General features: G+C 73.2%; 9 protein-coding genes and 1 pseudogene. 5 read left to right on the forward strand and 5 right to left on the reverse strand.

Going from position 1 to position 12,700, the window contains the following annotated elements; all coding sequences use genetic code 11:
* The 3 genes and pseudogenes from V7E45_RS33535 to V7E45_RS33545 all read right to left on the reverse strand — a co-directional run.
* A pseudogene (locus tag V7E45_RS33535) lies at window positions 1-801 on the reverse strand (cellulose-binding protein); the annotation flags it as partial.
* Between the two features lie 248 nt (window positions 802-1,049).
* Complete coding sequence (locus V7E45_RS33540; RefSeq protein ID WP_333778019.1) at window positions 1,050-2,369, reverse strand: radical SAM protein; 1,320 nt, start codon at window positions 2,367-2,369, stop codon at window positions 1,050-1,052.
* Window positions 2,370-2,526: 157 nt separating this feature from the next.
* Window positions 2,527-3,534 carry a hydroxyacid dehydrogenase gene (locus V7E45_RS33545; RefSeq protein ID WP_333778020.1) on the reverse strand — a complete coding sequence of 336 codons (1,008 nt, stop codon included), beginning with the start codon at window positions 3,532-3,534 and terminating at the stop codon, window positions 2,527-2,529.
* A gap of 144 nt (window positions 3,535-3,678) precedes the next feature.
* Between V7E45_RS33545 and V7E45_RS33550 the strand changes: the two genes are divergently transcribed.
* From V7E45_RS33550 to V7E45_RS33560, 3 genes are all read left to right on the forward strand, one after another.
* The gene (locus V7E45_RS33550; protein ID WP_333778021.1) at window positions 3,679-4,932 is read left to right on the forward strand and encodes an FAD-binding protein; all 1,254 of its coding nucleotides are present in this window, start codon (window positions 3,679-3,681) and stop codon (window positions 4,930-4,932) included.
* Window positions 4,933-5,142: 210 nt separating this feature from the next.
* A complete protein-coding gene (locus tag V7E45_RS33555; RefSeq protein ID WP_333778022.1) occupies window positions 5,143-6,390 on the forward strand; it encodes an ROK family protein in 1,248 nt (415 codons plus the stop codon).
* A gap of 146 nt (window positions 6,391-6,536) precedes the next feature.
* Window positions 6,537-9,410 (forward strand): glycoside hydrolase family 2 TIM barrel-domain containing protein, encoded by a 2,874-nt coding sequence (locus V7E45_RS33560; protein ID WP_333778023.1) that lies wholly within the window; start codon window positions 6,537-6,539, stop codon window positions 9,408-9,410.
* A gap of 127 nt (window positions 9,411-9,537) precedes the next feature.
* Here the strand turns inward: V7E45_RS33560 and V7E45_RS33565 are convergent, their stop codons facing one another.
* The gene (locus V7E45_RS33565; RefSeq protein WP_333778024.1) at window positions 9,538-10,806 is read right to left on the reverse strand and encodes an MFS transporter; all 1,269 of its coding nucleotides are present in this window, start codon (window positions 10,804-10,806) and stop codon (window positions 9,538-9,540) included.
* The gene (locus V7E45_RS33570; protein WP_333778025.1) at window positions 10,803-11,474 is read right to left on the reverse strand and encodes an ArsR/SmtB family transcription factor; all 672 of its coding nucleotides are present in this window, start codon (window positions 11,472-11,474) and stop codon (window positions 10,803-10,805) included. Before V7E45_RS33570 ends, V7E45_RS33565 begins: the two co-directional genes overlap by 4 nt.
* A 122-nt stretch (window positions 11,475-11,596) precedes the next feature.
* Between V7E45_RS33570 and V7E45_RS33575 the strand changes: the two genes are divergently transcribed.
* Both V7E45_RS33575 and V7E45_RS33580 read left to right on the forward strand, forming a co-directional pair.
* Window positions 11,597-12,181: a TetR/AcrR family transcriptional regulator gene (locus V7E45_RS33575; protein WP_333778026.1), complete on the forward strand. Its 585-nt coding sequence runs from the start codon at window positions 11,597-11,599 to the stop codon at window positions 12,179-12,181.
* Window positions 12,174-12,700, forward strand: a 527-nt coding sequence (locus V7E45_RS33580; protein WP_443056320.1) for an alpha/beta fold hydrolase, incomplete at its 3' end; no start/stop codon positions are given. The genes V7E45_RS33575 and V7E45_RS33580, both read left to right, overlap by 8 nt.

Genomic DNA, 12,700 nt, shown 5'->3' on the forward strand with positions numbered 1-12,700 from the left:
GCCGCCCGCGCCGAGCCGGACCTCGGTGGCGCGGCGGCGGCGTTCCAGGTAGGCGAGGCCGCCCCAGCCGACGACCCCGCCGGCCAGCGCGGCGGGCAGCCCGCCGCCGTGCAGGCGCAGGCAGGCGGCGGCCTCGGCGCACCGTACGCAGGTGGCGAGATGCCGGGAGAGGTCGCCCGGGGTCTCGGCGGCCGGTGAACGGGTGACCGCGTCCAGCAGCCGGGCGTAGCTGCGGCACCGCGGGTCCAGCGGGGTGTCCAGGTGGGCGCGGTGGCAGCGGTCCCGGAACAGCGACCGGACCTGGTCGAGTTCCTCGGCGACGGTGGCCGGGTCGAGGCCGAGCCTGCGGGCGACGACGGGCAGGGGCAGCGCCTCCACCTCGGCGAGCCACAGCAGCGAGGCGTCCGCCTCCTGCATGTCGCGCAGGCCGCGCAGGGCGACCGGACGCCGCAGCGGCGGACCGGTGTAGCGGGCCGCCTGCTCGGAGTTCAGCCACAGCCGCAGCTCGGGGTCGAGCCGGTGTCCCTGCCCGTCGGCCTCCCAGCCGGCGGCCGTGGTGCGTACGGCGGTGAGCAGTTCCGCGATCATCGGCAGCCGGCCGGCGCGCCGGCCGGGGCCGCGCGCGGGCGGCGTCCCGGCGGCCCGGACCTCGCGCATGCCGCGGGTGAACGCCTCGGTCGCGAGCTGGTGCGCCGTCAGCGCGCCGGACGTGCACAGGTCCGCGTACGAGAGGACCGCGTCCCAGCACTCCGAGAACAGCGCCGTCTCGCCGGCGTTCTGGGGGGTCGGCAGGTCGGACATGGGGCTCCTGCATCCACGCGCGAGGCCAACTCACCATCGGGGGGAAGGAGTTGGAGGGAACCTCGCGGCGGGCAGGAGCCTTTCACGTCTTCGACACAACTGACAAGCGGCCTATGCAATTTCGGTGACCGGAGGGTCGCACGACGTGACCGTGACCGCCTGCGCGCGGAGCCCGCGCCTTTCCGTCCCTGGTACGGACGCGGGCGCCGCCGCGTTCAGCTCCTCGCCCCGGATCTCCCGGGCAGGTGTCACACCTCCGCGGGTTCCGCGGCGGGCAGGCTGTCCATGAAGGAGCTGACGGAGAACACCGCGCGGCCGGGTCCGGGCGGGCCGTAGCCGGGGGGCGAGGAGAGCCCGAAGTCGTCCATCGTGGCGCGATAGGCCTCCAGCAGCCGGATGTGGTACTCCAGGGGCGCGCCCTGCGGGTTGGCCTTGCCGAGCGGGGTGGTGGGCTCGGGGCACCAGGTGGTGAAGCGGGGCGTGATGCCGTGCGACATGAAGAACCGCAGGCCCTCGGTGGTGGAGGCGATGGCCTCGTCGACGGTGGTGAAGCCGAACGGCTCGGCCATCTCCACGCCCGCGACGAAGTTCGGGATGACGTTGCGCGCGCCGAAGATCTCGGCGGAGTCCAGGATCCGCTTGTGCCATTCGTCCCGGCCGACGTAGCGCTCCTTGCCGGGGCAGTACAGCTCGAACAGACGCCGGTCCCACACCTCGAAGTTGGGGTGGTAGATCTGCACGCCGTAGTCCTTGAACCGCTGGACGTCGTCCTTGGGCAGCGCCTGGGCGACGACCTTGCCGATCCAACGGCCCGGGAAGCGCTCCTCGATGGCCTTGGCGTAGTGGCCGTAGAAGTCGGCCTCGTCCCGTCCCGCGACCGTCTTGGTGATGGCGCCGCCGGTGAGGGTGTAGGCGGTGGACGCCTTCTGGGTGTCGTACCGGTCGATGATCTCCAGGGCTTCGAGGACCTCCTCGACGTCCTTCACGCCCGTGTACGGCCGCCCGGCCGCCTTGTGCTGGCGCCAGTTGTGGTTGATGTCGCAGTACTGGCACTCCTCCTTGGCGCCGAAGTACTGGCAGACCCGGAAGACGGTCAGGTAGATCAGGTAGCCCCACTGGATGGTGGGGGCGACCTCCATCACGGACTTCCCGTTGGAGAGGGTGTGCCGGTAGTACTCGGGCATCGGCGGCACCCCGACATCGGCGATGCGCCTGCCGTCGAGGTACAGGCCGAGCAGCCCGTCCTCGTCGGCGGCGACCCGGTACGGGGACGTGGGGTTCACCCGGACGGAGACGACGGTGCGGCGCAGGTCGTACGGGCCGCCGGTGAGGATGATCTCCTCCGGGGGCCGGCGCAGCGCGGCCTCGCCCAGCTCCGGCAGGGTGCCGTGGTCGAAGGAGAAGATGAAGTACGACTTCGGCTTGACCTCGCCGCTCTCGTTGTCGCTGAGGGCGGACGGGTCGAAGGCGACGCCGCCCCGGAGCAGGTCCTCCTTGAAGACGGCCTCCCGCGGCACATGCGGGAAGCGCTCCATCAGATCCTCGACCAGCGCGGTGCGGTTGCCCATCCGTAATCTCCTCCCGGGTCAGGCGTTCGTCTCTCACCGTATGCCCCCGCTCCGGCATCGGACGTGCCGGGTCCCCGCACGTCCGGCGGTGTGTCCCGGTACGGGGGCGCCGGCGGGCCGCCCCGGAGCGGCCCGCCGGGTGGTCGCCGCGCGCCTCTCAGGCCGCCCGGTCGAGGGCCGCCTGGTCGACCGCATACAGAAGACGTTCGCCCGTGGACAGTCGCTCGGCCTCCTCCACCACCGTCAGCCCCAGCCGGGCCACCTCGTTGCCCTGGGAGCCGGCGAGGTGGGGGGTCACGAAGGCGTTGGGCAGGTCGAACAGCGGGGAGTCGGCGGGCAGCGGCTCGGGGTCGGTGACGTCGAGCACGGCGCTGAGCCGCCCACTGCGCAGCTCGGCGATCAGGGCGTCGTGGTCGACGAGGGCACCGCGCGCGGTGTTGATCAGCACGGAACCGCCGGGCATCAGGGCGAGCTCGCGGGCGCCGAGCAGGTGCCTGGTCTCGGGGGTGTCCGGGGCGTGCAGGGTGACGATGTCGGAGCCGCTCAGCAGTTCGTCCAGGGGCAGCAGGGGGACGCCGAGCCGGGCGGCCTCGGCGGGGTCGACGTACGGGTCGGTGAGGCTCACCCGCAGGTCGTGGGGTTTCAGCAGCTCGATCAGGCGGCGGCCGATGCGGGAGGCGCCGACGACTCCGACGCGGCGGCCGTGGTTGCCGACGCCGGGGACGATGTCGCCGTAGGGGTGGGTGCGGTCGGCGCGGAGCCGGTCGCGGGAGGCCAGGACGTTCTTCCCGGCGAGCAGGATCATGGCGAGCGTGTACTCGGCGACCGGCAGGGCGTTGGCCTCGGCGGCCGAGGAGACGGCGATGCCGCGCCGCCAGACCTCGGGGGTGGTGAAGCCCTTGACCGAGCCGGCCGCGTGCAGCACCGCGCGCAGCCGGGGCGCCGCGTCCAGGGCGGCCGCGTCCAGGCGGGGGCAGCCCCAGCCGGTGATCAGGATCTCGGTGCGGGCGAGGACCCGCCGCACGCGGTCGTCGGTGAAGTCGTGCGCCACCAGGGCGGGGTCGACGTCCACCGACGCGCGCAGCCGGGCCAGCAGGTCCGGCGGGAAGACGTGGGGCACGTTCCGTGCCGTCATGGCGAGCAGGGCCTGCGGGCGCTCGGGCAAGGAGGTGACCTTCCGGCTCGGTGCGGCACGGACAGAAAGCGATCTCTACGGTAGGTCCCGGCGGATGAGAGGGTCAACGCGTCCGCATGCCCGCCGGGTACGGCGGGGGTGCGGGTTCGGCAGGACGACGGAGGGACGGCAGGCATGACGGAGCCGGCGCGGGCGGTCACCAACTGGGCGCGCAACATCACCTACACGGCCAAGGAGTTCCACCGCCCGGAGACGGTCGACGCGCTGCGGGCCCTGGTGGCCGGCAGCGCGAAGGTACGGGTGCTGGGCAGCGGCCACTCCTTCAACCGGATCGCCGAGCCGGGCGGCGACGGTGTGCTGCTGTCGATCGCCGGCCTGCCGCCGGTGATCGAGGTGGACGGCACGGCCCGTACCGTGCGCGTCTCGGGCGGTGTCCGGTACGCGGAGCTGGCCCGCGCGGTCGACCGCCACGGGCTGGCGCTGCCGAACATGGCGTCGCTGCCGCACATCTCGGTGGCCGGTTCGGTGGCGACCGGCACCCACGGCTCGGGGGTGCGCAACGGTCCGCTCGCGGCGGCGGTGCGGGAGGTGGAGCTGGTCACGGCGGACGGTTCGACGGTGTCCGTCGCCCGGGGCGACGCCCGGTTCGACGGAACCGTGACCTCGCTCGGCGCGCTCGGCGTGGTCACCGCGCTCACCCTCGACCTGGAGCCGTCGTACGAGGTCGAGCAGCATGTGTTCACGGAGCTGCCGCTGGCCGGCCTCGACCATGAGACGGTGGCGGCGTCGGCGTACAGCGTGAGTCTGTTCACCGACTGGCGGGAGCCGGGGTTCCGGCAGGTGTGGGTCAAGCGCCGCACCGACCAGGCGCCGGTGGACTTCCCGTGGGCCGCGCCCGCGACGCGCGCGCTGCACCCGGTGCCGGGCATGCCCGCGGTCAACTGCACCGAGCAGTTCGGGATGCCGGGGCCGTGGCACGAGCGGCTGCCCCACTTCCGCGCGGAGTTCACGCCGAGCAGCGGTGCGGAGCTGCAGTCGGAGTATCTGCTGCCGCGGTCGGCCGCCGTCGACGCGCTGTATGCGGTCGACGGTATCCGGTCGGCGGTCTCCGGAGTGCTGCAGGTCTGCGAGGTGCGTACGGTGGCCGCCGACCCGCAGTGGCTCGGCCCGTCGTACGGCCGGGACTCGGTGGCCCTGCACTTCACCTGGATCGCGGACACGGCGGCCGTACTGCCGGTGGTCCGCCGGCTGGAGGAGGCGCTGGAGGCTTTCGATCCGCGTCCGCACTGGGGCAAGGTGTTCACCATGCCGTCGACCGTCGTCCGTCGACGGTATGCACGCCTGGCCGACTTCCGCGCCCTGGCCGCCTCCCTCGACCCCATGGGCAAGTTCGCCAACGCCTTCGTCCGGGACCTGCTGGGCGAGTGACGCGGGGGCCGGCGCGGCGGGGGACGCGCCGGCCGAGCGCTGCGCCCGCCGTCGGCATCCGTCGGGAGCCGTCGGGAGCCGTCAGCATCCACAGGACTTTCTCCAGCCCCTTTCCTAAGCCCTTGTCGAAAGGCGCACCCTGCCCATAGCCTGGCGCCACGCCGGTGCCCGACCGCCCGGCCTGGCCGGAGGGACGGGAGGGGCCGCTCCGTGAAGCGCACGTCACGCGACATCCGTACGGCGAACCGCTACGAGGTGCTGCGCCAGATCATCGCCGCGTCCCCCACCTCCCGGCAGGAACTGGCGGCCGCCACCGGCCTGAGCCTGGCCACGGTCGCCACCCTGGTCGGCGAGCTGCTGGACCTGCGCATGATCACCGAGGTGGGGTTCGAGGACTCCGCGGGCGGGCGGCCACGGGGGCTGGTGGCCGTCGACGCGTCGGGAGGCGCGCTGATCGGTGTCGACATCGCGGAGACGTATGTGCACGTCGAGCTGTTCGACCTGGCGCTGAACGTGCTGGCCCGCGCCGACGAGGAGATGCGGCCGGGCGAGAACCGGCCGGAGCGGGTGGTGGGCGGGGTGGCCGCCGCCGTCGGCTCGGTGGTCGCCCGGGCCGGGATCGCGGCGGACCGGGTGCTCGGGGTCGGGGTGAGCGTGCCGGGCCAGGTGGACCGCGACACCGGTGTCGCCGCGTACGCGCCCAACCTGGACTGGCACGACGTCCCGTTGCTCGACCTGCTCGCCGAGCACATCGCATACCCCCTGTACCTGGACAACCCGTTGCGCGCGTGCACGGTGGCCGAGCTGTGGTTCGGGGCGGCGCGGGGCCGCGGGGACGCCGTGGTGGTGAACCTCGGCACCGGTGTCGGCGCCGGCCTGGCCCTGGGCGGCGGGCTGCACCGGGGCGTGAGCAACAGCGCCGGCGAGTGGGGGCACACCACGCTCGTGCTGGACGGCCGGCTGTGCCACTGCGGCAACCACGGCTGCGTCGAGACGTACGTCGGCGCGCCGGGCATCATGCAGAACCTTCGTGAACTCGACCCCGCGTCACCGCTGTTGCACCCCGGGGACCAGACGGCCACCGTGGACGCGCTGGCGCGGGCGGTCGCGGCGGACGACCCGGTGGCGCTCAAGGTGGTCCGGGACACCGCGCGTTATCTGGGTGCCGGGATCTCGGACCTGGTCAACCTGCTCAACCCCGAGGTGGTGGTGCTCAGCAGCTGGGTGGCGTCCCGGCTGGGCGAGCCGCTGCTCGACGAGGTGCGCGCGGCCGTCGCCCGGCACGCGCTCAGGCGTCCGCTGGCGGCCACCGAGATCGTCCTCTCGCCCATCCCCAGCGACCCGGTGTCCCTGGGCGCGGCCACCTTCGCGCTGGAGGGTGCCCTGCAGTCGGGCGGCCGGCGGACCCGCGTCGTGTCCGCTCGCAGCCGTACGGCATCGGGCGCGCCGCCTTCCTGACGCGCACCGCCTTCCTGACGCGCACCGCCTTCCTGACGCGCACCGCATCCGCGACGCACACCGCATTCCCGACGATTCCCGAGGCGCACCACGCACGGGCCGGGGCCGCCGGCCACTTCTCCGACGAGGGCTGAGCTAGGAGACCGATGTCCTTCCGCACCACGACCACCGCGTACGTCGAGGACGTCGCACCGGGTTCCGGGGCGCTGCCGCCCCGCGCCCGGTACGCGTCCTCGGACGCCAAGTCCTTGTCGCTGAACGGGAACTGGCGCTTGAGACTGTCGGAGACGGCGGACGCCGAGGACGACTCGTTCGCCCAGGAGGGGTACGACGCCGGCGGCTGGGCGGAGGTCTCGGTGCCCGGGCACTGGGTCCTCCAGGGGCACGGCGCGCCCGTCTACACCAATCACCTCTACCCGTTCCCGGTCGACCCGCCCCGGGTGCCGACCGAGAACCCCACGGGCGACCACCTGCGCGTCTTCGACCTGCCCGGGGACTGGCCGGCCGACGGCGGGGCGGTGCTGCGCTTCGACGGCGTGGAGTCCTGCGCGCGGGTCTGGCTGAATGGCACGGACATCGGTGAGTTCAAGGGGTCCCGGCTGCCGCACGAGTTCGCGGTCGGCCATCTGCTGAAGCCCACGGGCAACGTCCTGGCGGTCCGGGTCCACCAGTGGTCGGCGGGCTCGTACCTGGAGGACCAGGACCAGTGGTGGCTGCCCGGCATCTTCCGTGACGTCACGCTGCTGCACCGGCCGCCGGGCGCTGTGCTCGACTTCTTCGTGCACGCCTCCTACGACCACGTCGCCGGCACCGGCACGCTGCGCGTGGACTCCGACGTGGACGGCCGGGTGAGCGTCCCCGGTCTCGGCATCGACACCGTGACCGGCGAGGCGGTGACGGTGCCGGTGGAGCCGTGGTCGGCGGAGCGGCCGAAGCTGTACGACGGGGTGCTGGCCACCGAGGGCGAGCGGGTGGCGCTGCGCATCGGCTTCCGCACGGTGGCGCTCACGGACGGCCGGATCGTGGTCAACGGCAGGGCCGTGCTGTTCAAGGGCGTCAACCGGCACGAGTGGCACCCGGAGCGGGGCCGCGCGCTCGATCTGGAGACCATGCGGGAGGACGTGCTGCTGATGAAGCGGCACAACGTCAACGCGGTCCGCACCTCCCACTACCCGCCGCATCCCGCTTTCCTCGATCTGTGCGACGAGCTGGGTCTGTGGGTGATCGACGAGTGCGACCTGGAGACGCACGGCTTCACCGAGCAGGGGTGGCGGGACAACCCCGTCGAGGACGACCGCTGGACCCCGGCCCTGCTCGACCGAGCCGCCCGCATGGTGGAGCGGGACAAGAACCATCCCTCGGTGGTGATCTGGTCCCTCGGCAACGAGGCCGGCACCGGACGCGGCCTGACCGCGATGGCCGAGTGGATCCGCGGCCGCGACTCCTCGCGGCTGCTGCACTACGAGGGCGACCCCGACTGCCGCGACACGGACATGTACTCGCGGATGTACGCCGGTCACGCCGAGGTCGAGCGGATCGGCCGCGGCCTGGACGGCGGCACCGGCAAGCGTCGGCAACTCCCCTTCATTCTCTGCGAGTACGCCCACGCCATGGGCAACGGTCCCGGCGGACTCGCCGACTACCAGCGGCTCTTCGAGACGTACGGCCGGCTGCAGGGCGCGTTCGTCTGGGAGTGGATCGACCACGGCATCGCGGACGAGCGCCACGGCTACGCGTACGGCGGCGACTTCGGCGAGGAACTGCACGACGGCAACTTCGTCTGCGACGGCCTGCTCTTCCCCGACCGCCGGCCCTCCCCCGGTCTGGTCGAGTACAAGAAGGTGATCGAGCCGGTCGCGATCGAGCGGTCCGGCGCCGGCGGCACGGTGCGGATCACCAACAAGTACGACTTCGCCGACCTGTCGGCGCTCGCGTTCACCTGGTCCTACGAGGTGGAGGGCGAGACGGCGGGGACGGGTGCCCTGTCGGTGCCGCCGCTCGCTCCCGGCGAGTCGGCCGAGGTGAAGCTGCCCGAGCCGCCGGAGACCGCCGCGGCAGGCGAGGCGCACTGGACGGTCCTGGCGCGGCTCGCGGCCGACACCGCGTGGGCGCCGAGGGAGCATGTCGTCGCCTGGGGACAGTTCGCGGCGTCCGCCCGCCGGACGCCCTCGGTGCCGGCGACCGCCCGGCCCGTGCGCGGCTCCGGTGGGATCACCCTCGGCCCGGCCGTCTTCGACGCCCGCACCGGTGCGCCGCGGACGATCGGCGGGGTGGACGTCACCGGGCTGCGCCTCGACGTGTGGCGGGCCACCACGGACAACGACGACGGCGCCGCCTGGCAGACCGACATCCGCTACGGCCCGCTGTGGCGCGAACTCGGCCTGCACCGCATGCGGCACCGGCTGGACGCGGTGGATGCGGCCGACGACGCGCTGACGGTCCGCACCCGGGTGGCGCCCGCCGCCCGCGACCTCGGACTGTCGACCGTGTACCGCTGGACGTCCGACGGAGACCGTGTACGGCTGACCGTGTCCGTGCGGCCGGAGGGCGACTGGACCGTGCCGCTCCCCCGGCTCGGCATCCGCTTCGGGCTGTCCGGTGCCGACCGCGTGCGGTGGTACGGCGGTGGCCCGGGCGAGGCGTACCCGGACAGCAGGACGGCGTCGTCGGTCGGCCGTCGGCAGTCGACGGTGGACGATCTGCAGACGCCCTACGTCCGCCCCCAGGAGAACGGCGCCCGCGCCGACGTCCGCTGGGCCGAGCTCGGCGGTCTGCGCGTCGAGGGCGACCCGGAGTTCTCCCTCACCGCCCGCCGCTGGACCACCGAGCAACTGGACGCGGCGAAGCACCGCACGGATCTGGTCCCGGGCGACACGGTATGGGTCAACCTCGACCACGCCCACCACGGCCTCGGCTCCCAGTCCTGCGGCCCCGGCCCCCTGCCGCACTACCACCTGCGAGCCGAGCCGGCGCAGTTCTCGTTCGTCTTCTCCGCCCTGTCCGGCGCGGAGAACACCTGACCGACCCGCCCCTGACGGCACCCGCGGCCGACCGGCGCCCGTTCTCCGGCCGGCCGCGGTCGCGTCGGGTGCGGGGGCTTCGCCTCCGGAACGCGCAAGGGTGTGAGGGGAGCGGGCGGCTCACGTCCTAGGCGATCGTGGCGGCCGCCTCCGCTGCCGGGGTGGCCGGCTGCAGTGTGCGGATGCGTGGGATGGGCGAGGGCAGCAGCCACAGGACGGACAGGGCTCCGCCGACAGCGGCGACGGTGAGGGTGCCGCGCAGTCCGAGGACGGTGGCCAGGCCTCCGCCGGCCAGGGCGCCGAGGGGCCGTATGCCGTAGTTGACGGTGGTGTATGCGCCGGCGACCCGGCTGCGCAGGGCGTCCGGGGTGGCGCCGACCTGCACGGAGTTGAGGTTGACGTCGAAGAGCATGACGCCGAAGGAGGACAGTGCGCAGGCGGCCGCCAGCACCCCGGCTCGCGCCCACAGCGGGCCTTGTGCCGCCCAGACGAGGGCGAGGGGCGCCGGGAACAGGACGGCTCCCACGGCGATGCTGCGGCCCACCCCGATGAGCCGGGAGATCGCGGGCGCCCCCACCGCGCCGAGGAGGCCACCGACGGCTCCGAGGCCGAACACCGAGCCGATCAGGCCGGGTGAGAGCCCCAGGTCCCGGTCGGCGAACAGCACGAGAAGGCCGGTGCCGGTGAGGAACGTGAAGAAATTGACGGTGGTGGCGCAGCCGAGCCCTGCCCGCAGCACCGGGTGGTGCAGCACGTGTGCGAGACCTTCGCGGGCGCCGCTCAGCAGCCGCGTCGCGCCGGTGGAGGCCGCCGGGGGTTCCGGGACGCGGATGGGGCCGATGAACAACGCCGAGGCCAGGAAGGACAGTGCGTCGGCGACCAGGGCGACCGGGGCGGTAAGGAGCTGCACGAGACCACCGCCGAGCGCCGGTCCGGCGACGAAGGACAGCGAACGGCTGGCGCTCAGCTTGCTGTTGGCGTCGACGTACGAGGACGCCGGCACGAGGCGGGCGAAGAACGACGGGTAGGCGGTGGTGAACACCACCCCGGCCAGGCCGGTCAGCAGCGCGACCGCGTAGAGCTGGCCGAGGGAGAGCATGTCGAGGAGCGCGGCGGCGGGGATCGTCAGCAGGAGCACCGCGCGAACCAGGTCTGCCGCGACCATGAGGGCGCGTTTGCCGACCCGGCGGTCGACCCAGGCTCCGAGGAAGACCGCGAGCAGGTTCGGGGCCCAGACCAGTGCGGTCAATAAGGACACCTGGGCGGCGGAGGCGTGCAGAGTGCCCACGGCGATCAGAGGGAGCGTCAACTCGCTTGTCCGATCGCCCATCTGCGAGACCGCCTGGCCGGACCAGAAGGCCCGGAAACGGGAGTCGCGCCACAACGGCGTGCTCACCTTTCCGCCCCCGTCCCGGCGTCCGGCCGACTCACGCCGTCCGCGCCCTCCTCGCCTCCGGAGCCTTCGGTGCCGGGGCCTCCTTCGGTGCCTTCCGGCCCTTCCGGCAGTGCGTACAGCAGCATGCGCACGCCTCGGCTGCCCGCCGGCCGGTCGGCACGGTCGCGGGTGACGTACGGGGCCAGGAGTTGCTCCATGGCGTCGCGCAGCGCGGCCAGTTCCTCGGCCGACACCACGATCCGGGTGTTGGCGGCACCCACCGACCGCGCCCACTCGGCGTCGAGCAGCGGCTCGGTCTCGGTCAGCCACCGCAGGGGCAGTTCGGCGGAGCGGGCGAACATCTCCCCCGAGAGCACTCGGGCCGCCGCCCGGCCGTCCTCGTCCTCCGGCATGTCGAAGCGGAAACCCCGGGAATGCGCGGCCCACCGCCGCTCCCGCCGGTCGGTGGCGCCCTCCGCGTCCCGGATCAACCCGAACCCCGCGAGGTGGCGCAGGTGCCAGCTGGTCACCGAGGGGGTGGCGCCGACGTGCGGGGCGAGCTGGGTGGCGGTGGCGGGGCCGTGCCGTTGCAGCCGTTCGAGAATGGCGAGCCGCACGGGGTGGGCCAGCGCGCGCATGGCCTTGGGGTCGTTGATCTCGAGGTCGCCGAACCGGTTGGTCGAGTCCATGGTGTGAGAGTGTCCTCTCACACATTATGAGAGTCAACTCTCACGTCGCGACTCCTGAAGTAGACGTGCAGTCATTTCCTAGAGCCTCTAGGATAAGACCTAGGTATCCAAGGAGGCGTTTCATGGCTCGTGCGGGGCTCACCGTGGAGCGGTTGGTCGTGGGGGCTGCCGAGCTTGCCGATGAGGTGGGGTTCGAGAGGGTCAGTGTGTCGGCGCTCGCTCGGCGGTTCGGGGTCAAGGACGCGAGTCTGTACTCGCACGTTCGGGGCCTTGAGGAGCTGCGCACCCGGCTCGCGCTGTACGCGGGCGGTGAGTTGATCGACCGGATCGCCGAGGCCGTGGCCGGACGGGCCGGCAAGGACGCGCTGGTCGCGTTCGCGGGCGCCTACCGGGCCTATGCCCTGCGGCATCCGGGCCGGTACGCGGCCACCCAGATCCGGATCGACCAGGCCCTGATCGCCGACTCCCCCGGCCTGCGCCGCACCGCCGAGATCACCTACGGCATGCTGCGTGCCTACGGTCTGCGCGAGCCCGATCTGACGGACGCGGTACGCCTGTTGCGCAGCACCTTCCACGGTTACTGCGTGCTGGAGTCCACCGGCGGCTTCGGCGCGGACCGAAGCGTCCAGGACTCCTGGGACAAGGCGGTCGAAGCCCTGCACCTCGCCCTCACCCACTGGCCACGGGAGAAGACCAGCGATGACTGAGCCTCCGCACTACGACGTCACGGGCAGTGGTCCCGTCCTGCTGCTGGTGCCCGGCGGCGCCGGGCACCCCATGGGACTGGGTCCGCTCGTCGACCGGCTGGCGTGCCGCTTCACCGTGGTGACGTACGACCCGCTGGGCCTCGCCCACGGCCGGCTCGGCCTGGCCGTCCCGGACCAGCGGCCGGCGGACTGGAGCGAGGGGGCGCGCCGGGTGCTGGACGCGGTTCTTCCGGCGGGCGAGCGTGCCTGCGTGTTCGGGACCAGTTCCGGCGGTGTCGCGGTGCTCGACCTGCTCGTCCGGCATCCGCGGCGGCTGGCGCACGTCGTGGCGCACGAGCCGCCGTGCGTGACGGTGCTGCCGGAGGGGCCGGAGCGGCGGGAGGAGCTGATCGCTCAGCTCGACGGGCCCGGCCGTCCGGCCGCCGAGGGCGCCTCGGCGACCCCGATGGGCGTCTTCCTCGCCCACGTCCTGCGCCCGTTCACCGCCTACGTCCCCGGTCCCGGCTTCGACTCCCACCC

It is taken from the genome of Streptomyces sp. IBSBF 3136 (assembly GCF_036815105.1).
In the GTDB taxonomy this organism is placed as follows: domain Bacteria; phylum Actinomycetota; class Actinomycetes; order Streptomycetales; family Streptomycetaceae; genus Streptomyces.

Excerpts from the sequence above, each read along its gene's own strand:
- V7E45_RS33540 (WP_333778019.1), bottom strand. The coding sequence starts at position 2,369 with ATGGGCAACCGCACCGCGCTGGTCGAGGATCTGATGGAGCGCTTCCCG.
- V7E45_RS33550 (WP_333778021.1), top strand. The coding sequence starts at position 3,679 with ATGACGGAGCCGGCGCGGGCGGTCACCAACTGGGCGCGCAACATCACC.
- V7E45_RS33560 (WP_333778023.1), top strand. The coding sequence starts at position 6,537 with ATGTCCTTCCGCACCACGACCACCGCGTACGTCGAGGACGTCGCACCG.
- V7E45_RS33570 (WP_333778025.1), bottom strand. The coding sequence starts at position 11,474 with ATGGACTCGACCAACCGGTTCGGCGACCTCGAGATCAACGACCCCAAG.
- V7E45_RS33575 (WP_333778026.1), top strand. The coding sequence starts at position 11,597 with ATGGCTCGTGCGGGGCTCACCGTGGAGCGGTTGGTCGTGGGGGCTGCC.